19 protein-coding genes are annotated in these 21,977 nt (G+C 43.7%); 11 read left to right on the top strand and 8 right to left on the bottom strand.

The genetic code is table 11. The annotated features are described in order from the left end of the window. Positions 1-16: 16 nt before the first annotated feature. The 3 genes from OCV36_RS13955 to OCV36_RS13965 are packed head-to-tail and all read right to left on the bottom strand — an operon-like array spanning position 17 to position 5,117. Positions 17-3,124 carry an efflux RND transporter permease subunit gene (locus OCV36_RS13955; RefSeq protein WP_135456188.1) on the bottom strand — a complete coding sequence of 1,036 codons (3,108 nt, stop codon included), beginning with the start codon at positions 3,122-3,124 and terminating at the stop codon, positions 17-19. Beyond that, on the bottom strand, positions 3,121-4,458 hold the full coding sequence (locus OCV36_RS13960) for an efflux RND transporter periplasmic adaptor subunit (RefSeq protein ID WP_135456186.1): 1,338 nt from the start codon (positions 4,456-4,458) through the stop codon (positions 3,121-3,123). Before OCV36_RS13960 ends, OCV36_RS13955 begins: the two co-directional genes overlap by 4 nt. Continuing rightward, positions 4,458-5,117, bottom strand: a complete 660-nt coding sequence (locus OCV36_RS13965; RefSeq protein WP_135456184.1) for a TetR/AcrR family transcriptional regulator — start codon at positions 5,115-5,117, stop codon at positions 4,458-4,460. The genes OCV36_RS13960 and OCV36_RS13965 overlap by 1 nt, the downstream gene beginning before the upstream one ends. Positions 5,118-5,684: 567 nt before the next feature. On the opposite strand from OCV36_RS13965, the gene leuA reads away from it, so the two are divergent. From leuA to OCV36_RS13990, 5 genes are all read left to right on the top strand, one after another. Continuing rightward, a complete protein-coding gene (gene leuA, locus OCV36_RS13970; protein ID WP_135456181.1) occupies positions 5,685-7,232 on the top strand; it encodes a 2-isopropylmalate synthase in 1,548 nt (515 codons plus the stop codon). 97 nt (positions 7,233-7,329) lie between these two features. Then, the gene (gene leuB, locus OCV36_RS13975; protein WP_135456179.1) at positions 7,330-8,421 is read left to right on the top strand and encodes a 3-isopropylmalate dehydrogenase; all 1,092 of its coding nucleotides are present in this window, start codon (positions 7,330-7,332) and stop codon (positions 8,419-8,421) included. A 117-nt stretch (positions 8,422-8,538) separates the two neighbouring features. After that, positions 8,539-9,951, top strand: coding sequence for a 3-isopropylmalate dehydratase large subunit (gene leuC, locus OCV36_RS13980; protein WP_135456177.1), 1,413 nt, complete (start codon positions 8,539-8,541; stop codon positions 9,949-9,951). A gap of 14 nt (positions 9,952-9,965) precedes the next feature. Then, entirely contained in the window at positions 9,966-10,568 is a 603-nt protein-coding gene (leuD, locus tag OCV36_RS13985; RefSeq protein ID WP_135456176.1) for a 3-isopropylmalate dehydratase small subunit, read from the top strand. A gap of 224 nt (positions 10,569-10,792) precedes the next feature. Further along, positions 10,793-11,575: a DUF547 domain-containing protein gene (locus OCV36_RS13990; protein WP_135456174.1), complete on the top strand. Its 783-nt coding sequence runs from the start codon at positions 10,793-10,795 to the stop codon at positions 11,573-11,575. Positions 11,576-11,676: 101 nt separating this feature from the next. Here the strand turns inward: OCV36_RS13990 and OCV36_RS13995 are convergent, their stop codons facing one another. Beyond that, a complete protein-coding gene (locus OCV36_RS13995) occupies positions 11,677-12,222 on the bottom strand; it encodes a DUF924 family protein (protein ID WP_135456172.1) in 546 nt (181 codons plus the stop codon). 65 nt (positions 12,223-12,287) lie between these two features. Beyond that, entirely contained in the window at positions 12,288-13,142 is an 855-nt protein-coding gene (gene djlA, locus OCV36_RS14000) for a co-chaperone DjlA (RefSeq protein ID WP_102553877.1), read from the bottom strand. A gap of 149 nt (positions 13,143-13,291) precedes the next feature. Here djlA and lptD point away from each other — a divergent pair, with 149 nt between their 5' ends. The 6 genes from lptD (at position 13,292) to apaH (ending at position 20,081) form a co-directional block, all read left to right on the top strand. Further along, positions 13,292-15,631, top strand: a complete 2,340-nt coding sequence (gene lptD / locus OCV36_RS14005; protein ID WP_135456170.1) for an LPS assembly protein LptD — start codon at positions 13,292-13,294, stop codon at positions 15,629-15,631. A gap of 43 nt (positions 15,632-15,674) precedes the next feature. Then, entirely contained in the window at positions 15,675-16,970 is a 1,296-nt protein-coding gene (surA, locus tag OCV36_RS14010) for a peptidylprolyl isomerase SurA (protein WP_135456168.1), read from the top strand. After that, entirely contained in the window at positions 16,960-17,949 is a 990-nt protein-coding gene (gene pdxA, locus OCV36_RS14015) for a 4-hydroxythreonine-4-phosphate dehydrogenase PdxA (protein ID WP_029224775.1), read from the top strand. Before surA ends, pdxA begins: the two co-directional genes overlap by 11 nt. Next, positions 17,946-18,761 carry a 16S rRNA (adenine(1518)-N(6)/adenine(1519)-N(6))-dimethyltransferase RsmA gene (gene rsmA / locus OCV36_RS14020; protein WP_017073053.1) on the top strand — a complete coding sequence of 272 codons (816 nt, stop codon included), beginning with the start codon at positions 17,946-17,948 and terminating at the stop codon, positions 18,759-18,761. The genes pdxA and rsmA overlap by 4 nt, the downstream gene beginning before the upstream one ends. A 98-nt stretch (positions 18,762-18,859) precedes the next feature. Continuing rightward, on the top strand, positions 18,860-19,240 hold the full coding sequence (gene apaG / locus OCV36_RS14025; RefSeq protein WP_135456166.1) for a Co2+/Mg2+ efflux protein ApaG: 381 nt from the start codon (positions 18,860-18,862) through the stop codon (positions 19,238-19,240). Positions 19,241-19,268: 28 nt separating this feature from the next. Next, positions 19,269-20,081, top strand: coding sequence for a bis(5'-nucleosyl)-tetraphosphatase (symmetrical) ApaH (gene apaH, locus OCV36_RS14030; RefSeq protein WP_135456163.1), 813 nt, complete (start codon positions 19,269-19,271; stop codon positions 20,079-20,081). Between the two features lie 45 nt (positions 20,082-20,126). Here apaH and folA read toward each other — a convergent pair whose 3' ends face one another. From folA to OCV36_RS14045, 3 genes are all read right to left on the bottom strand, one after another. Next, positions 20,127-20,657: a type 3 dihydrofolate reductase gene (folA, locus tag OCV36_RS14035; RefSeq protein WP_390903428.1), complete on the bottom strand. Its 531-nt coding sequence runs from the start codon at positions 20,655-20,657 to the stop codon at positions 20,127-20,129. A gap of 71 nt (positions 20,658-20,728) precedes the next feature. Further along, positions 20,729-21,202, bottom strand: a complete 474-nt coding sequence (locus OCV36_RS14040; RefSeq protein ID WP_167853026.1) for a threonine/serine exporter family protein — start codon at positions 21,200-21,202, stop codon at positions 20,729-20,731. Next, the gene (locus OCV36_RS14045) at positions 21,202-21,969 is read right to left on the bottom strand and encodes a threonine/serine exporter family protein (protein WP_017073048.1); all 768 of its coding nucleotides are present in this window, start codon (positions 21,967-21,969) and stop codon (positions 21,202-21,204) included. The genes OCV36_RS14040 and OCV36_RS14045 overlap by 1 nt, the downstream gene beginning before the upstream one ends. Positions 21,970-21,977 lie beyond the last annotated feature (8 nt).

Below are 21,977 nucleotides of genomic sequence, written 5' to 3' on the forward strand. Positions count from 1 at the left end.
GGTATAAATGCCACTTCTATAGTTCGAGGGGTTCGTGCTTTTTCACTAAACCAAAGTCAGCCAAGATCGCATAAGCGGCAGGGATCATGAACAGCACCAGCAAGGTGGAAGCAAAAATTCCGAACACAATGGAGATCACCAGTGGTTGGATAACCTGAGCCTGTAGGCTGGTTTCTGTTAACAGTGGTAGTAGCCCTGCAGCTGTCGTCATTGAAGTCAAAAATACGGCTCGGAAACGCTCGCGACTGGCTTTCACCACCGAGTCATGCACGCTATCCCCTTCATCGACATGATGACGAATGTATTGCACCAGCAAGATGGAATCATTGACCACGATCCCGGCAAGCGACACAAAACCCATCATGCTCGGCATGCTCAAGGCGTGCCCCAATAGCCAATGACCAACCACTACACCAATAAAGGCGAGTGGAATCGCTAGCATCACGACCACAGGTTCGAGGTAACTTCTGAATTGATAACTAAGAATCGCAAACACACCGAATAAGCCAAGTAAAAAGCCTTTACCCATAGAAGCACCGGTCTTAGCCGCATCTTTAGCTTCCCCTTCGAAATCAAAACGTAAACCTGGGTACTTTTGAATTAACTTGGCGGCTTCATCTTTTTGGAACTGGGCCAAAATCGCCGAAGAGCTGGCTTTCTTGTTATCAACATCACCAAAGATACTGATCGTTCGAAGTCCATCAATACGCTGGATACGCACATAGTTACGTTGAAAATCTAACGTCGCTAAAGTCGCTAAGGGGATCTGACTGCCATCAGCAGTAATAATTGGGAAGTTTGCGAGTTGCTGTAAGTCACCTGCTTGTTCTTTATCGAGGCGAACCTCAATCGAGATATTCTCAACGCCGATTTGAATCTCATCGGCTGTCTGACCGAAGAATGCAGCACGCAACTGAGAAGCAATCATCTGCCCGTTCACGTTGTAAGTTTCCGCTCCTGGGCGCAGCTTAACTAAGATCTCTTCTTTACCCATGCGCATGTCATCTAGAACACCATGCACTCCATCAAACTGATTGAGATATTCCTGAATATCCAAAGAAGCCGATTTCAACGCTGCAAGATCATCATGTTTGGCGCGGATCTCGATAGCACGACCGCCCGGCCCCATAGTGGGTTGTTTGAAAACTAGCGAGATAGGATCAGCCAAATCACCTATGTCTGCGCGCCATGCATCAATGAAATCATCAATCACCGTGTTTCGACTTTCAGCGCCACGCAAATCTAAACGCACAGTCGCGAGGTGCGGCCCGGATTCACTGGCGTCAGCATTAGCATTAAATTGGCTAGTGATGTGTTCCACCAGCTCATTACCCTCTTCGACATCTTCACTCCACTGCACGTTCAAACGCTCAGCAGAAGCCACGATTTTATCGACGACTCTCTCGGTTTGAGACAGTGATGCGCCCGGTGGAAGAATGATACGCGCCTCAGCGATATCACCGTCCAATTCAGGGAAAGGTTGAAACTTAACAGCACCGCCCGCAATCAAGGCAATAGAAAGTAACAACAGCGTCATCACTCCGCCCATAAAGGCGTAGCGGAACGTCACGACTTTCTCAACCATGTTCGTCAACGTGGTGTTACGAAAGTTCTCAAACTTCTCTAATAACACCACCTTGAAACGCAACGCTGGCTTATCATTTTTTTCTTTGTGTAATGAATGAGATAAGTGATTGGGTAGGATAAGAAACGCTTCAATTAAACTTAGCGACAACACCAAGATAAGTACCTGAGGCACCGCTTTAAGCACTGCCCCCATCTCCCCATCAAGAAACAACAAGCTGCCGAAAATACAGACCGTGGTTAAGAATGAAGACAACACCCCGGGGAGTACTTTCTTAACGCCGTTGTACACGGCATCATCAACACTCTGCCCCCTGTCTAAATGTGAGGCTATCGATTCGGCAATCACGATGGCATCATCCATCATAATACCTATCGCCATTAGTAAGCCTACAAGCGACATAATGTTGATCGATAAGCCAAGGTTGGCCATTAAAAATAAGCCACCAAGGAAGGCAACGGGTAAACCTGCAGCGACCCAAAATGAGTAACGTAAACTAAAGAACAACCACATGGTGGCAAAAACCAACACAATACCTTGCCAACCATTACGCACCATCATGGTTAGACGATCCCAAAGCACAGAAGAGAGATCGTTGGTCATTTGTAGCGTCACACCATCAGGGGCAATCGCACTCTGATCTTCAACAAATCGTGTCACGTTTTCTTTAATTCGAAGCGCATCGTCTTCTTTGTTTTTGCTGATCTTCAACAAAGCAGAAGGCTTGACATCGAACAGGACTTTCTGTTCATCAAGTTCAAAACGATCGGTGATCTTCGCGATATCTCTTAAACGGATCACAGAACCATTTGGTGCCGATCCAACAACAATACTCTCAAGCTCAACAGGCGTGACCCGTCTCTCGTCAAAACGAATCAGGAAATTTTTATCTGGTGTTTCAATGTTACCACTCGGCAATTTTACATTCTGACGACCAATTTGATCGGCAATATCACCAACACTCAAACCCAACTGACGAATGGCTTGGGTATCCAACTCAACACGATATTGATGATCGGAAAAACCGCTCACCTCAACCAAAGAAACATCATAATCGAGCTTCATGGTGCGTTTAAGATCTTCAGCGTATGCCTTGAGTTCCGGCCATGAGGTTTCTGCTGTGATGGCAATATCGACAACGGGTTCGTTCCAATCCAACTCTTGAACAACAGGAGATTCAATCTCGGATGGGAAATCGTTGATCGAGTTAATTTGAGTTTGAACATCCACCAGCATTCGGCCAATATCTGCTTTTTCATTTAACTTGAGAATGAGCCTAGCACTACCTTCAACGGCTTCACATTGAGTTTCTTCAATGTTAGCTAGGCCATCGACGGCATCTTCCATTCGCACACAAAGGCTCTCTTCCACTTCTTGCGGAGAAGCGCCCGGGTAAACAATCGCCGCCATAATATACAGAGGATCATAAGCCGGGAAGGTTTCACGTTTAATGGTTGATAATGAGCTTAAACCCATTATCAACAGCCCAAGCATCAACAAGTTTGCTGCTGTTGGGTGCCTAGAGAAGAACTTGATCATGACGCACTCTCCTCGACACCGGGTACAAGCTCAACCTTTTGAGAATTTGACTCTTTAAGTAACATACCTTCAATTGCTGGCAGCAAATCATTAAGAATCAGTTTATCGCCCGTTTGAAGATCCCCGTTCACAACCACTTGGTTGTCTCTACGATAAAGCACTTCAACATTAACCATTTGCAGACGGGAGTTATCGTCCATTAGATAAATTTTATCACCATGCAGCGCTCGTTCAGGCAACACCCAGCTTAGATTTGCTACACCTTCAATTTCAGCTTTAACAAACATGCCATTGACCAAAGGTGTCGCACTGTCTGGTTGCAGTTGTGAGTAGTCTTGAGCGATCTCAAGAATGATCCCTGCCGTCGCTTGGTTTTCATCAACGGTTTCACTGATTCTCGCTACCTTTGCAGGCCAGCTCAGATTCAGACTGCCACTGTTCAGTTGAACACTCGCTTTGATTGGCGCTTGATCAGGCGTTGGAATTCCAGCAGCGTCACGGGGAAATTGAGTAAAACTTGAGGCTAAAGTTTGCATATCGTGAATAGAAAGTTGCGCCTCAACTTCCATAATATTAATCCCATGAGCAACAAACATTTCTTGCTGAAGATTAACTACTTGGTTTTGTTCGATATCGACTTGAGCAATTCGCATGGCTCTAGGTAACGTGATGGTCGTCTTATCCAAAGAGCGTTGTGCCTCTTTCACCTTAGACACGTTCACTTTAATCACGGCCTCCGCGACGCGTTTTTCATCAGGAATCAGGGTAATTTGGTTAGCAATATCTAACACCAACTTCTGTTGAGACAATGCGCTTTGTTGCTGCAGATCGACATCCGATTGAGAAGTTAACCCTTTCTTACGTAGATCTTGTTTACGTTGTAGCTCTTTATTGCTGATCACTAAGCGATTCTTTTCGATCTTTAGAGTCTGATTCAGGTTGTCTTCTTCTTGATTCAATTTCGCTAGCGAGGTTTGGCTTGATTTAAGATCAGCTTCCGCTTGTATCAGCTTCAGTTCGTAATCCAATGGATCAATCTTTAATACCTCGGTTCCCGCAGGGATCACTTGCCCTTTTTCCAGGTCAGGATGTCGATAAACAATTTGCCCCGTCACCTCAGATATGGCTTTCCATTCGACTTTTGGCACAACTTTGCCGAAACCAACCGCCAAAGGCGCAATCAATTGCTGCTCTAGACTTACGGTTTCCACTAAACGAGCTCGGTCACCCGCAGGTTTAGTTGGAAGATCAGGTTTTAAATTAATCGCCGCCACAAGTCCGATGATTCCAATCGCTAGTGCTGGAAAAAAGAGGAGTTTTTTGCTTATTTTCATTATCTTGGTTCCTGCAAGGGTGAAGTGCTCGCTACATTGATAAAGCCTTCGGTCATCAGTTGAATGTTGTGTTCGATTAAACGATTAAGAAATTCTTCATTTAACTCAATGCCATGAATGGCTAACAAAGGGGGTGGGGCAATAAAAGGAAAGACCATCAAGCTTATATACGAAACGCGACACAGTTTCGGATCCATGTTTTGTTTCAAAATGCCCTGCTCAACAAGCTTTTCAAAGATGACATCTTGCGCCGGTTTGGCCACGTCTAAGAAAACCTTTTCTAGTAACTCTCTTTGCACTTCTGAAGGAGGCATATTCATCACCTGGGCTATCAAGCGAGGAAACTTTGGTACCTTGACCATCTCTTTGTAGTAAGTCCGCATTAAATCAAGAAAGTTCTCATGACTGCTCTCTTCAACTAACTTTTGCATTTGTAGCTGCATTGGACGAAGCGTTTCCCGCAGCATCGCTTCAAACAATCCTGCTTTATTACCGAAGTAATAACGGATCATGGCAATGTTCACTCCAGCACGTTCTGCAATTAGGCGTGTCGATACTTTATCGTAGGATTTAACAACGAACAGATCACGAGCGTGTTCGATGAGTAGCTGCCGTACATCAAGGTTCTGCTGGGGTCGCCCGGCCTTACGTGCTGTCATTGCTTTGACCATCTCTATAATTAATCGTTTGATTAATTATAGAGATAAACAAGCACAACTGCAGAAGATTAATTACTCACTATTTAATCAAGTGATTAATTAATGTCGCCACACATTCGATTTTGCTGGTGAATCGTTCCAACAAAAAGATTTACTACAAAGTTTTAACCTAGACATAAGCCAATCGATAAACTAACCCGCCAACAAAAAACCAACAAACAAACGATTACACCAAGAAATAAACACCTAACAGCATAAACCAAACAAAAACACTGGCAATGTACACTGTTATTGGGTTTTCTTGTTTGACGCTTAGAATAAATTACGGTAAATATGGTGTTAACAGTTTATTTACGGATATTTGTGTAATGATTTTTTCTTCTTCTCGACTGCTGAAACTTCTCCTTATCGTGAACCAATCGCGCGGGTAAGTTGTGGGTCAAGAACTACACAAATATTAAAACCCGCGCTGAGCGGGTTTTTTTGTAACTGGCACTTTTAAAAGAACATCATTCTTAATAATAATTTGGATAGCAATCGATTCATTATCGATATAAGGAAGCACCCATGAACGATCAAGTAATAATTTTTGATACGACCTTACGTGACGGCGAGCAAGCACTTGCAGCAAGCCTGACAGTAAAAGAGAAGTTACAGATCGCTTATGCTCTTGAGAGACTGGGTGTGGATGTTATTGAAGCTGGCTTCCCTATCTCTTCTCCAGGTGATTTTGAATCGGTTCAAACGATTGCAAAACACATCAAAGGCAGCCGAATTTGTGCACTTTCTCGTGCAGTTGCTAAAGATATCGACGCCGCAGCAGAAGCACTAAAAGTAGCGGACCAATTCCGTATTCACACCTTCATTTCAACATCGACGGTACACGTACAAGATAAGCTACGTCGCAGCTACGACGATGTCGTTGAAATGGCGGTGAAAGCTGTTAAGCATGCACGTAACTACACCGACGATGTTGAGTTCTCTTGTGAAGATGCAGGTCGTACACCCATCGACAACTTATGCCGAATGGTTGAAGCCGCGATTAACGCAGGCGCTAAAACCATCAATATTCCAGACACGGTAGGCTACACCGTTCCAAACGAGTTTGGTGGCATTATCCAAATGCTATTCAATCGCGTACCAAACATTGATAACGCTATCATCTCTGTTCACTGTCACGATGATTTAGGTATGTCGGTTGCGAACTCAATTGCTGCTGTGCAAGCGGGCGCTCGTCAAATTGAAGGCACAATCAATGGTATTGGTGAACGTGCTGGTAACTGTTCTCTAGAAGAAATCGCAATGATCATCAAAACTCGCCAAGAGTTGTTAGGTGTTCATACTGGTTTAGATCATAAAGAGATTCACCGCACCAGTAAGTTGGTTAGCCAGCTTTGCCACATGCCAATTCAAGACAATAAAGCTATCGTCGGTGCGAATGCATTTAGCCACTCTTCAGGTATCCACCAAGACGGCATGCTTAAGAACAAAAACACTTACGAGATCATGACACCTGAGTCGATTGGTTTGAAAAACAAAGCATTGAACCTAACCAGCCGTAGTGGCCGTGCGGCAGTTAAGAGCCACATGGACGCAATGGGTTATAAAGATAATGAGTACAACCTAGATTCATTGTACGAAGACTTCTTGAAGCTTGCTGACCGTAAAGGACAAGTCTTCGATTACGACCTAGAAGCATTAATGCACTTCGCGAATCTACGTGACGAAGATGACTTCTATAAACTTAACTACCTAAGCGTACAATCTGGTAGTGTTATGTCTACCACTAGCATCAAGCTGCAATGTGGTGATGAAGAGAAATGCGAAGCGGCTGTCGGCAACGGTCCTGTTGATGCTTTATACCAATGTATTTACCGCTTAACAGGCTACGAAATCGCGTTGGATAAATTCGACCTTACTGCGAAAGGTGAAGGCGAAGATGGCTTAGGTCAAGCGGACATCATTGCTAACTATAAAGGCCGTAAGTACCACGGTACGGGCGTTTCAACGGATATCGTTGAAGCTTCTGGTCAAGCGTTGCTACACGTTATCAATAGCATTCAACGCGCAGACACTATTGCTGAAATGAAGCAGCAAAAATTCGCGACAGTTTAAGACCCCAATAACAGAGCCCTAGAGCCGATGTTGTTGGCTTTAGGGACAAAATTTAAAACGAGCCAAACCGCTCAGTAACAAGAATTAAAGGATTAACATGACAGATAAATCATACAAAATTGCCGTACTACCTGGTGATGGCATTGGCCCAGAAGTAATGCAACAAGCACATAAAGTGTTAGACGCGATCGAAAAGAAGCACGCGATTAGCTTTTCTCGCGAAGAGTATGATGTTGGTGGCATTGCAATTGATAATCACGGCTGTCCACTTCCAGAAGCAACCGTTGCAGGCTGTGAAGAATCTGACGCGGTACTTTTTGGTTCTGTCGGCGGTCCTAAATGGGAACACCTTCCACCAAACGACCAACCAGAGCGTGGTGCCCTACTTCCTCTGCGTAAGCATTTCCAACTGTTCTGTAACCTACGTCCAGCGCAAATCCACAAGGGTTTAGAGTCTTTCTCTCCTTTACGTGCTGATATATCAGGCAACGGTTTCGACATCGTTGTTGTTCGTGAGCTAACGGGCGGTATCTACTTCGGTCAACCAAAAGGCCGTGAAGGCGAAGGCGCAACTGAAAAAGCGTTTGATACTGAGGTTTATCACCGTTACGAAATCGAACGTATTGCAAAGATTGCGTTTGAATCTGCACGTCTACGTAACAAAAACGTTTACTCAATCGATAAAGCGAACGTTCTACAAAGCTCTATTCTATGGCGTGAAGTGGTTGAAGAAGTAGCGAAAGACTACCCAGATGTGAAATTGAGCCACATGTACATCGACAACGCGACCATGCAGCTAATCAAAGACCCATCTCAGTTTGACGTGATGCTTTGTTCGAACATCTTCGGTGACATCATCTCTGATGAGTGTGCAATGATCACCGGCTCTATGGGCATGCTTCCTTCTGCAAGCTTGAACGAAAGCAACTTCGGCCTATACGAACCAGCGGGCGGCAGTGCTCCAGATATCGCAGGTAAGAACATCGCTAACCCAGTAGCACAGATTCTTTCTGCAGCTTTGATGCTTCGCTACAGCCTAGGTGAAGAAGATGCTGCACAGGATATCGAAATAGCCGTATCTAAAGCGCTTTCAGCTGGCGAACTAACGGCCGATCTAGCAGGTAAAAACCAAGCGCTAACCACCTCTGAAATGGGTGATAAGATCGCAGAGTACATCTTAGCTTCATAAGCTAACGCTCAAAGATAGAAGCAAGTACATAAAAATAATATCAAGCCAAGTCAGGTTAAATTGCATGACTTGGTTCGAAACAAACACTGGGACTGATGCTCCCAAGGAAGAAAAGCTATGTCGACAAACCAGCAAGCAAAAACCTTATACGAAAAAGTTTATGACGCTCACGTTGCGGTTGCAGCTAAGGGTGAAACTCCAATTCTTTATATCGATCGTCACTTAGTCCACGAAGTAACGTCGCCACAAGCCTTTGATGGTCTGCGTGAAAAAGGCCGTAAAGTTCGCCAAGTTAGCAAAACTTTTGCGACGATGGATCATAACGTATCGACTCAAACCAAAGACATTAACGCTTCTGGCGAGATGGCTCGTATCCAAATGGAAACGCTATCGAAAAACTGTGAAGAGTTTGGTGTCACGCTTTACGACTTAAACCACAAATACCAAGGTATTGTGCACGTAATGGGCCCTGAGTTAGGTATTACTCTGCCGGGCATGACCATCGTTTGTGGTGACTCACACACGGCAACTCACGGTGCATTTGGTTCATTAGCATTTGGTATCGGCACTTCTGAAGTTGAGCACGTTCTAGCAACTCAAACGCTAAAACAAGCTCGCGCTAAAACCATGAAGATCGAAGTAAAAGGTAAAGTAGCAGAAGGCATTACAGCAAAAGATATCGTACTCGCGATCATCGGCAAGACAACGGCAGCTGGTGGTACTGGTTATGTAGTTGAGTTCTGTGGTGAGGCGATTACCGATCTTACGATGGAAGGTCGTATGACGGTATGTAACATGGCAATCGAGCTGGGCGCGAAAGCGGGCCTAATCGCTCCAGATGCAACGACATACGAGTACATCAAAGGTCGTAAGTTTTCTCCTGAAGGTCAAGATTTAGAAGCGGCGATTGAATACTGGAGCACACTAAAAACCGATGCTGAGGCAGGATTCGATGCGGTTGTAACGCTAGAAGCCGCTGACATCAAACCACAAGTCACTTGGGGAACAAACCCAGGTCAGGTTATCTCAGTAGACACACCAATCCCTGCACCAGAAAGCTTCGCAGACCCTGTTGAAAAGGCATCTGCTGAAAAAGCCCTTGCTTACATGGGCCTTGAAGCGGGTAAATCTCTATCTGATTACAACGTCGATAAAGTCTTTGTGGGTTCTTGTACTAACTCTCGTATCGAAGACATGCGTGCAGCTGCAGCCGTAGCAAAAGGCCGCCAAGTAGCAAAACATGTTCAAGCATTGATCGTTCCAGGATCTGAGCAAGTAAAAGCACAAGCTGAAGCTGAAGGCTTAGATAAGATCTTCATCGAAGCAGGCTTTGAATGGCGCCTACCGGGTTGCTCTATGTGTCTTGCAATGAACAACGACCGCTTAGGTCCACAAGAGCGCTGTGCTTCTACATCAAACCGTAACTTTGAAGGTCGCCAAGGCCGTGATGGTCGTACGCACCTAGTTAGTCCAGCAATGGCAGCTGCAGCGGCTATCGCTGGTCACTTTGTCGATATTCGTGAACTTTAATTAGAGGATTTAACATGTCAGGTTTTCAACAACACACCGGATTAGTCGTTCCTCTAGATACGGCCAACATCGATACTGATGCGATCATTCCAAAGCAGTTCCTACAGAAAGTGAATCGTATTGGCTTTGGTAAGCACTTGTTCCATGATTGGCGCTTCCTAGATGATGCAGGCCAGCAGCCAAACCCTGAGTTTGTAATGAACGCACCCCGCTATAAAGGTGCTTCTATCCTACTCGCTCGCGAAAACTTCGGTTGTGGTTCATCTCGTGAGCACGCTCCGTGGGCGCTTGCCGATTACGGTATTCAAGTGATGATCGCACCAAGCTTCGCAGACATCTTCTACGGCAACTCAATCAACAACCAGATGGTTCCAGTTCGATTGACTGAACAAGAAGTCGATGAGCTCTTCCAGTTCGTTGAAGCAAACGAAGGCGCAGAAATTACAGTTGATCTTGAAGCACTAAAAGTCGCTGCCAATGGAAAAGAATACTCGTTTGAAATTGATGAGTTCCGTCGTCACTGCTTGCTGAATGGCCTAGATAACATCGGCCTAACACTTCAACACGCAGATAAGATTTCAGAATTTGAAGCTAAGATTCCTAGCTTCCTGAAATAAAACGATCTTGAAATAGCACAGTCTTGAAATAGAGCAAGCGGTTTCAAAAACACCTAAAAGGTTGGCCTAGTGCCAACCTTTTTTATTAGATTCAATTTTGGTTGGACTAAACTTTCTTGTTTAACTTAAATGGTTTATTTAATTCACTTGTTTATTTAACGAAAGGGTCATGAAAGAAAATAGTGAGCCGTAGGGTCTTAGTAGTCAGTCATCAGGAGAATGCCATGAAACAACTACTCTTTATTATCAGTCTACTTTTCTCAACCTTAGCTTGGTCTGCGCCTAAATCCGAACTTTGGCCATACTGGAACCAAAGTAATGAAGCGAACTCAACACAGGTGTCTCATCAAGATTGGCAGCAATTCCTCGATAGCTACTTAGTAAAACAAGAGCAGCACACCCTAGTGAGATATAAAGCGGTGAGCTCTTCAGACAAGACAAAGTTAAACCAGTACATAAACCGACTTGAGCAGATCAACCCACTCGACTATTCAAGAGCGGAGCAGTATGCCTACTGGGTTAATCTATATAACGCCGTGACTGTCGATTTGATTCTTGATGCATACCCTATCAAATCAATTACTAAGCTCGGCGGACTGTTTAGTTTTGGGCCATGGGGAGACGATGTGGTTGAAGTCAATGGAAAGTCAATGTCACTGAATGATATCGAACATCGAATTTTAAGACCGATTTGGCAAGACCCACGTACGCATTACGCAGTGAATTGTGCGAGTCTGGGTTGTCCTAATCTGCAACCTCAGGCCTTTACGTCTGATAATACAGAGACATTGCTAGAACTCGCTGCTGCTGAGTATATCAATAGCGATAAGGGCGTGTTGATTGAAAACAACAAGCTTCAACTATCATCGATTTACGAATGGTTTGCTGTAGATTTTGGCAACCAACAACAACTTATTCAACACTTAGATCAATACAGAACAAAGCAGGTAACAAACACTGAACAAATCAGTTATGACTATGATTGGTCGCTTAACCAAGCAAACTAGTTTTAACGTTAAAGCTCATGAATGAAGCTAAACAAAAAAGAAGCTAAAGGTTTTTATTAACCTCTAGCCTCTTTTTTATCTATTGAACCGTACTTCTACAATTAAAAGCTTGAGCCTGGTTGCTGCAAGAACTCAACTTCTTCAGGAGTCGAAGCTCGTCCTAACACCTCATTACGGTGTGGATAGCGACCAAAACGCTCAATGATGACCTTATGCTTAAACTCAAAATCCAGGTTATTTTCTAGACCCGTCTGAGAAAAAAGCATCACAGCCTGCTCATGCATCATCAAAGATTCACTGTGCATGTAAGGCATGTAGAGAAAGCTTTTTTGCTGCTGGTTAAGTTGATGGTCAAAACCACCACCAACCGCTTCTTGAGCTAAAGCCAACGACATAGGGTCAGCCGAAAACGCTGCCAGACTATTTCTAGCAATATTTCTAGAGAATTGGTCAAGTACGATGATCTCAGCCAAGCGTCCTTCTGCTGTCTGGCGCCATTCAAACAACTCACCTTGAATGGCTATTTGGTGCAGTTCAGAGAAGCGAGTTTTAATCAAAGCGTCAATCTCTTCACCGCCAGTAAACCAGTCTTTGGGCGTTAGTTCATCGAACCAAAACTCTAGAACATCCTTATAAGTTAACGTCATATAATTCCCTTTAGGTAGAGTAGTTCACAAAGCGAACCACTCAAATACAATTCAGATAGTAATGATTATTTGAAGCCTTTAACCTTTTTGATTAGGTCATAAGCATTTTGAATCTCTTGAGATTTTTCTTTCGCAACGTTCATCATCTCAGGCGGTAAACCTTTCGCCATCAACTTGTCAGGGTGGTGTTCATTCATCAGTTTCCGGTAAGCTTTCTTCACTTCTTTACCATCCGCACTTTCACTTACCCCAAGTACCTTGAAAGCATCTGCCAGTTGGTTTTGCTGTGAAGCTTGTTGCCACCCCGATGACTGCCCGTGACCTTGATGGCCACCAAAACTTCCACCTTGTTGTTGAAAACGGAATGCTGCTTCTTGCATCTGCAAACGTCGTTCTAGTTGTTCTGCAGAAAATCCAAGCCCTTGCGCTATCTTATGAAGAACCTGACGCTCACTTGGGTGCAAGCTTCCATCAGCAAATGCGGCAGAGACTTGTAGCTCCAAAAAGAACTGCAGAAGATCAAAACGGCCGCCCGATGAGATCTTCACACGCTCAAGCACATCACCTAACGGGAAGTCACTTTCTTTGCCATCGCGAAAAGCTTCTTGCGCAGCTTTGCGTTGTTCACCATGCAGGTTCATACGCTCCATCATTGTAGAAGCCAGTTGAATCTCTTCTGGTGTCACTTGCCCCTTCGCTTTAGCAACGTGTCCCATAACCGCAAAAGCCGCTTTAAAAAACTCATTCTGTCTTTCTGCTTGGCTTGGTCCTCGACCAAAACCAGAGCTATTGAATCCCGATTGGTTCAATCGGCGAGCTTTATCGAATTGGTGTCCTAAAAATAGGCCAAAAACTAAACCAAGTGGCCCTCCAAATAAAAAGCCAAAAAAAGCGCCCAAAATTTTGCCAAATATTTGCATTATGTGTTCTCTATCTATGAATTTTGTCTGAGTAATGCTGTCTGATGATGCTGAATGCTAATATTTCCTTTATCATAAGGAAAATGCTTTATTTATTGGATTGATACTAGATCAACCCTTCATCTAGTGAAACAGGATAGTTCAACTTCATGCAATGTTTTTCCCGCACTTTGTTAGCCGCGTCGATAACTACAGCGTTATACGTGTCAACAACTCAAGCTGAAACAATCACCGATAATAGTGTGCAGGAAATGCCCTCTATAGATCAATGCTTGATCGAACCCGCTGCAGAAAACGAGACACAGCTACCCGCTCATGTTGAGTCTGATCGCTTAGAAGCTATCAATGGTGATAAGGCAATATATTCAGGTGATGTAAGAGTTACGCAAGGAAATAAAACCATTCTTGCCGACAATGTAACTCTGCATCAACAAGAAAATATCGTTGTAGCTGAAGGCAACGTAAACTTTAGTGATGGTCAAATCAAGTCTATATCAGACAAGGCGACCAATAACCTCACTACTGATGAAATGACGCTAGAAAATACCGATTACGAATTTCTTTGCGAACCAGGTAGAGGTAATGCGGTATATATTGCGAAAACAGGCAAGGCGGTTTATGAGATTGAAGATGGCTCGATTACCTCTTGTCCTATTGGTGACAACGCTTGGCGTCTAAGAGCATCAAGTATCAGTGTTGACCAAGACGAAGAGCAAGCCACCTTTTATAATCCACGTTTTGAAATTCAAAGTGTCCCAGTTTTTTACTTACCTTACTTAACCGTACCAGTCGGTGACACACGTAAAACCGGTTTCTTATATCCAACCGTTTCATACGGTTCAAGCGATGGTTTTGAAGCTGAAATCCCCGTCTATTGGAACTTGGCGCCAGACTACGATTTAGAAACCACTTTCAAGTACATGCAAGAACGAGGCACTCAACTAAACAGTAAATTCAGATATTTGAGCGATTTCGGTTCAGGTAGTATCGAGTCTGAATATTTACCAGACGATCAAAAATACACAGATGAAGGCGATCGTTGGGGTTTCCAACTAGAACATTCAGGAATATTTCAACAATCTTGGTTGTTCGAAATTGATTACTCTAAAGTCAGTGATATTGACTACTTTACGGATATGAGCTCAGGAATCGGTAACCGTGAAGATGGACAACTACTTCAAGAAGGTAAAGCAACGTACCGTTCTCAAAACTGGGATGCTTCTGTACTTGTAAGGGATTTCCAAGTCCTCACCGATACAACAAATAATTTGCCTTATCGTTTAATGCCGCAGCTTGAGTACAACTACTATGCTCCGGAGGTCATGGATTACCTAGATTTTGACCTCATTAGTCATGTGTCGTTGTTCGATACTGATGCCTCGGGCAAACCATCTGCAACTCGTGTCCACGTTGAACCTGGTATAACTATCCCGGTAGGCAATACTTGGGGTACATGGACAACAGAAGCTCGGTTGCTTGGTACATATTACCAGCAAGATCTAGATGGCGTTGATACAACAAGTGACGAATACAAAGATTTAGAAGAATCAGTAAGCCGAGTTATCCCTGAATTTAGAAGCCATGCAGGTATCGTTCTGGAGCGGGATACCACGATTGTGGGTAACTACACACAAACGTTAGAGCCACAGGTGCAGTACCTTTACGTACCCGAAGAGGATCAAAGTGAAATTGGTCTTTACGATACAACACTACTACAGACCGACTACTATGGCTTATTCAGAAGTCGTAAATACAGTGGTGTGGACCGCATCGCAGCGGCAAACCAAGTCAGTTACGGTGCATCATCGCGCTTCTTTGATGATGAATATAAAGAACGACTTAATATATCCTTTGGCCAAATTTTCTATTTTGATAAAGACACAAAACAAACTCTGAGCAGCGAAGACTCCAGTGAAAAAACTAATTATTCGTCTTGGGCTATTGAAATGGACTTCAACTATGACGATTACCTGTTTTATCACGGCGGCGTGCAATACGATATTGATACCACTGCGATGCAGCTTGCAAACAGTACGTTAGAATACCGTTTTACTGGTGGTTACATACAAACCAACTATCGCTATGTTACGGAAGAATACATTGAAGATAATGTAGGCGAAAGTATAAATGTTGGATCAATAACTAGAGATGGCATCTCGCAAGCCGGTTTGCTTGGTGCTTACCAGATTTCGCGGAAGTGGAATGCCAGTGCTCAATATTTCTATGATTTAACCACACAAGAGAATCTAGAGTGGTTGGCTCGCTTGAACTATAAATCGGATTGTTGGTATATCGGATTTACGTATAGTAACCAGTTGACAAATAATATTAGTGATCCAAATACTACGCCTGAATATGAAAATAACTTTGGTGTGAATTTCGGTATTGTCGGCTTTGGTACTAACCTAGGCTCTGATTCAGGCGCTGTTGGTGAGAGCAGTTCAGACAACTCTCTAAGCTATGGTCGCCCATTCTTCTTAAACAACTAATTTTCTTTACTGATAAAACATCCGTAAATATAAAGGATTACACATGACATTGTGGAAACACACATTAATCGCTATCGCAGCAGCTTGCACTGTATCAACGAGCTATGCAGCACCGGTTGAGCTCGACAGCGTAAAAGTTATCGTTAACGAAGGCGTGATCTTACAAAGTGACATTGATGCTTCAATGAAAACGTTGCGCGCAAATGCTAAGAAAAGCGGCCAAACGCTGCCATCGCAAGACGTACTCAATGAGCAAGTACTCGAAAAACTGATCATTGATACGATTCAAACTCAAGAAGCAGAACGTATTGGTGTTCGTATTGATGATGCTCGACTTGATCAAGCGATTGAAGGCATTGCAAAAGATAACAACCAAACCGTGGAGCAACTTACAGCATCCGTTGCTGAAGAAGGCCTTAGCTACAATGCCTTTCGTGAACAAGTAAGAAAAGAGATTGCAGCCAGTGAAGCTCGTAACGCATTAGTCCGTCGTCGTATCAACATTCTTCCTGCAGAAGTGGACAACCTAGCGGATATCCTAGCGCAAGAAACCAATGCTACTGTTCAATACAAAATTGGCCACATTCAACTTCGATTTAATGATGACCAAACCAAAGAAGAGTTAGAAGCACAAGCGAACGATTTAGTAGAAGAACTAAACGGCGGCAAAAATTTCAGCACCATGGCTTACACTTACTCGAAAGGTCCAAAAGCACTGCAAGGTGGTGATTGGGGTTGGATGCGTAAAGAAGAGATGCCAACCATTTTTGCAGACCAAATCAAAATGCAAAATAAAGGCAGCATCATAGGTCCTTTCCGAAGCGGTGTTGGCTTCCACATTCTTAAAATTGAAGATGTAAAAGGCTTAGAAACTGTTGCCGTTACCGAAGTTAATGCCCGTCATATCTTGATTAAACCTACCGTAATCCTGAGTGATGACGGTGCAAAAGAGCAACTTGAAGAAATCACTCGTCGCGTTAATGCTGGCGAAGCCACCTTTGGCGAGCTTGCTCAACAATACAGCCAAGATCCTGGTTCTGCTGTGCGAGATGGTGAACTAGGTTACCAAACCCCTGATTTATATGTACCTGAGTTCAAGCACCAAGTAGAGACTCTACCTCAAGGCAAAATCAGCGCACCCTTTAAAACCGTTCATGGTTGGCACATTGTTGAAGTACTCGACCGTAGAGAAGTTGACCGAACGGATTCAGCTTTAAAGAACAAAGCTTACCAAATTCTATTTAACCGTAAGTTCAACGAAGAAGCAGGCGCTTGGCTACAAGAAGTCAGAGCGAGTGCCTTTGTTGAAATGGTTGAGGACGACCAAGATGACAACTAAACGCCTGGTCATTACCGCAGGTGAACCCGCAGGGATAGGTCCAGATTTAACTTTGGCTTTATCTCAAGAAAGCTGGCCTCATCAACTCGTAGTGTGTGCAGATAAAACTCTACTTGCACAGCGAGCGGAAATACTAGGGATTGAAGTTGAGCTGTTAGATTACGATGCAGCCGCTCCCAAGCAACCTCAGCGCTCAGGCACACTGGTAGTGAAACACGTTCCACTAGCTGAAACTGCCATCGCAGGCCAACTCAACGAGGCTAATGGTCATTACGTATTAAATACCTTAGAAACCGCAGCAATTGGCTGTATGAATAATGAATTTGATGCTATTGTCACCGGCCCTGTTCATAAGGGTGTAATTAACCGTGCTGGCGTTGCTTTTAGTGGCCATACCGAGTTCTTTGCAGAGAAGTCCAACACACCGCTAGTCGTGATGATGTTGGCAACTGAAGGGCTGCGTGTTGCATTAGTAACAACACATATCCCACTAGCATATGTATCTCAAGCAGTGACCGAAGACAGATTAGAGCAAATTATTGCGATTCTGAATAAAGATTTGGTCGATAAATTTGCGATTGAGAAACCAACTATCTACGTGTGCGGTTTAAATCCGCATGCTGGTGAAGATGGTTGTTTGGGCCGTGAAGAGATAGAAACTATCACCCCTACGCTAGAAAAAATTCGTAAACAAGATGGCATCAATTTAGTTGGCCCATTGCCAGCAGATACCATCTTTAATGAAAAATATTTGCAAGATGCAGATGCTGTTTTAGGTATGTATCACGACCAAGTACTCCCAGTATTGAAATACAAAGGGTTTGGTCGCTCAGTGAACATCACACTTGGCTTACCGTTCATTCGTACATCAGTCGATCACGGTACTGCCTTAGACTTGGCAGGTACAGGCCAAGCCGATACAGGGAGCTTTAGAACAGCGCTCACGCACGCCATTGAATTAGTAGAGAAAAAACAATGAGAAATGATGTCCACTTAGGGCACAAAGCGCGTAAACGTTTTGGTCAAAACTTCCTTAACGATCCATACATTATTGATGGCATCGTATCGAGTATTAACCCACTTCCAGGTCAAAACCTAGTCGAAATCGGCCCTGGTCTTGGTGCGATCACTGAGCCAGTTGGCAAGCTTGTCGACAAATTCACTGTGATTGAACTGGATAGAGATCTTGCTGAACGTCTGCGTAATCACCCGGATCTAGCTGAAAAGTTAACGATCTATGAAGGTGATGCAATGAAGTTCGATTTCGAACAACTTGTTAAACCGAACAACAAGCTACGTATCTTCGGTAACTTGCCATACAACATCTCTACACCATTGATGTTTCACCTTTTTGAGTTTCATAAAGACGTGCAAGACATGCACTTTATGCTTCAAAAAGAAGTCGTTAATCGATTGGCAGCGGGCCCTGGCACTAAAGCTTACGGTCGTCTTACTGTAATGGCTCAATACTACTGTAAAGTAACGCCTGTACTAGAAGTACCACCAACAGCCTTCGTTCCGCCACCGAAAGTTGATTCTGCCGTCGTACGCCTTCAGCCTTATGAAGTGCTGCCTTATCCGGCAAAAGATCTTAAGTGCTTGGATCGCGTATGTCGCGAAGGCTTTAACCAGCGCCGTAAAACGGTACGTAACTGCTACAAGAGTTTGATCAGTAAAGAAGTGCTTGAAGAGCTAGGCGTTAACCCTGGCATGCGCCCTGAGAACCTGACACTCGAACAATTTGTCGACATGGCAAACTGGTTATACGACAGTCAAAACGCTGACAAATAGATAGAAAGGCTCCTACACTTCGGTGAGGAGCCTATTTTTTATGTAATATTTTGGGGTGATCTATTGCCCTTAGCATACCAACAATAAAAGGTGCGAATATGGATATATCTACGCCTTGTATCAAATGCCAAGTTCACTCTAAATACATAGAGGAACAATCTGAGCCAACGAAGAACCGTTACGTCTTCGCTTACATCATTACTATCAGAAATCTTAGCAAAACAACGGTTCAACTAATGTCTCGCCGTTGGTTGATTACCGACTCTAACGGAAAGCAACTCACCATTGAAGGTGATGGTGTGGTTGGACAGCAACCTGTTATCGAGGCCAACGACGAATACACTTACACAAGTGGTACTGTCATCGAAACTCCTGTTGGAGTTATGCAAGGTCATTATGTTATGACTGATCATAAAGGTATCAATTTCATAACCGAAGTTGACCCATTTAGGTTAGCAATACCCAATATCCTTAACTAGTTATCCTCAGCATCTACAGGAACTCACTGTGTCGAATTATATTGTCGGAGACATTCAAGGATGCTTCGACGAATTTCAGTTACTGCTTGAAAAAGTCAACTTTGACAAACAACAAGATACCTTATGGGTGGCTGGTGATTTGGTCGCTAGAGGCCCTAAATCGCTAGAAACATTGCGTTTTATACGTAGCCTTGGTAGTGCCGCAAAGGTGGTATTAGGCAACCATGACTTACACCTGCTTGCTGTCTCATTAGGTCTGTTTCCAGCGAAACCTAAAGATAAGACTCAACCAATTCTGGATGCTGAAGATCGTGACCAATTGCTGGAATGGTTAAGACATCAACCTTTGTTGCAGGAACATCCGGAATTTGTGATGTCTCATGCTGGTATTTCACCGCTGTGGGATTTAGAGCGAGCAAGGATTGAAAATCGAGAGATAGCTGCCTTATTAAAATCCGATAAGTGGCAATGGCTGATCGAAAACATGTACAGCAACATGCCTGATTTATGGAATCAAAATTTAGAAGGGATTGAGCGCTATCGCTATGCGATCAACAGCCTGACTAGAATGCGATTCTGTTTTACTAATGGTCGATTCGATATGGCCTGTAAACTTCCACCAAACGAAATTACCACTGAGCCTTTGGTGCCTTGGTTTGACCTTAAACAACGTATAAAACTGGATAAGACGGTTTTATTTGGACACTGGGCTGCGCTAGAAGGCTACTCAGGAAAAGATGTGATTGGTTTAGATACAGGATGCGTTTGGGGGGGACAGTTAACGGCACTTCGCTGGGAAGACAAACAGTTCTTCACTCAAGAAGCTCTAACTATAGTTTAATATAGGGCTTGCTTTATATTTCAAGAAAGCAAGCCATACTATAAATTATCGCTCTAATATAACAAAGTGCATATCAAATCGGTTCTTAGTGTCATGAGTGTAATATTCATCGTACTCACAAGTCCAACCTTCACTTCCCCAGCTAGGAAAGCGAGTGTCACCTTCAATTTCAGCTTCAATAAATGTTAGATATAGTTTATTTGCTATAGGAAGGTAAGATTCATATATAGAACCACCACCTATAACCATTACCTCTTCAACGTCTCCAACAGCTTTTAGAGCTTCCTCTGTAGATGTAACTGTTGTTACCCCGTCGATGGATAACTCAGGATCACGACTGATAACTATATTCTGTCTTCCAGGAAGAGGGCGACCTATAGAATCATAAGTTCTGCGCCCCATAATTACTGGTTTTCCTAGAGTGTGCTTTTTAAACCAAGCAAAATCAGCAGGTAAGTGCCATGGCATGGCATTCTCTTTACCAATAATTCTGTCACCAGCTTCAGGTAAATAAAAACCATTTTCCTTGTCAATTTTCCCACCATGAGCCATAGCTGCAATTAAGCTAATTTTCACAACTCTATACCTCTGTAATTTCTGAGACACAGATTATACCGATTTCCCTCATAGGGTAAATCATTATGCGATTATACTATCGGTCTTCTTCTATAAAAGAGCAGCCCTGGTACCGCTAAGCCAACTGCAAGCCCTGCGATAATGAACATCGATTTCAAAAAGTTTTCCATCAACAAGGCCAATAGTTCTGGGTTGTATCCTGCCCGGTTAATTTCAACCATGGCAATCATCGCCTTAAAGGCAAACACACCAGGCACCATCGGAATCAATGCTGCGACGGTAAACACTTTAGGGTGTGCCAAGAGCTTATGTGACCAATGGACTCCAATCATCCCCACAATAGTAGCCGCGAAAAACGTCGCCCATTCAATAGGAATACAAAAGTGCATCATCAAATAACGGCTACCGTGACCAATGGAACCTCCCAACGCACAGTAAATTAGAGCTCGCTGGGGAACGTTAAACACCAGAGCAAAACCGACAGCAGGAATCGCGGCAAAAAACATATCGTTGAGTAACCCAACAAAAAGTTCAAAAATACTCATTAGTTTGCCCATCCCCAAACATCTGACAAGCTCATCGCTGCGACAATACCCAAGCTAGTCGCTAGAGTTAATAGACTGGCCATAGTAAAGCGCGCCAATCCCATATTAATGTGGCCTTTAAGCATATCCGCAACGGAGTTAATCAGAGGAAATCCGGGCACGAGCATCAATACTGAAGAAGCCATCACGATGGTGGGTTGACCTCCTATATTGTAAAGCACAGCTTGGGCAGAGATAGTCGTGGTAACGAAAGCCGTAATGGCAAAATTCAATAACGGATTGAAGTGACGATGACCGATCTCTTGTCTAACAATCATACCGCAAGCCGAAGCTATAAACGTCATCATAAAGACATGCCAATCTCCGCCAGCAAGACGGCTAAAAGAAGCACACGATAACCCTATCATTACGACAACTAACCAACGGTTGTAGCGTTCAGGACTAATGTTTTGAATCTTTCTATAAGCCATTCCATAATCAAGAATTCCCTTCTCCATCATGATGCAGACTCGCTGAATATCAGTGATCACTTGCATGTTGATACCACGATCAGCACAGCTTCGAGTCGTCGTAATACAGTGATCATCCATTACCGTTGTCACAACAAGCGCATTGGCAGACAGTGCAACTTCTACTTCATCGACTCCACAAGAGATACCGATACGACGCATGATATCGCCGACTAGTGTGCTCTCTGCGCCATGTGCCAATAACATTTGTCCTGATTGAGCGACGAGTCTTGAGATCGCTCTTTGTTTTGATGCCATGATTTCCT

Source organism: Vibrio echinoideorum, assembly GCF_024347455.1.
GTDB lineage: Bacteria > Pseudomonadota > Gammaproteobacteria > Enterobacterales > Vibrionaceae > Vibrio > Vibrio echinoideorum.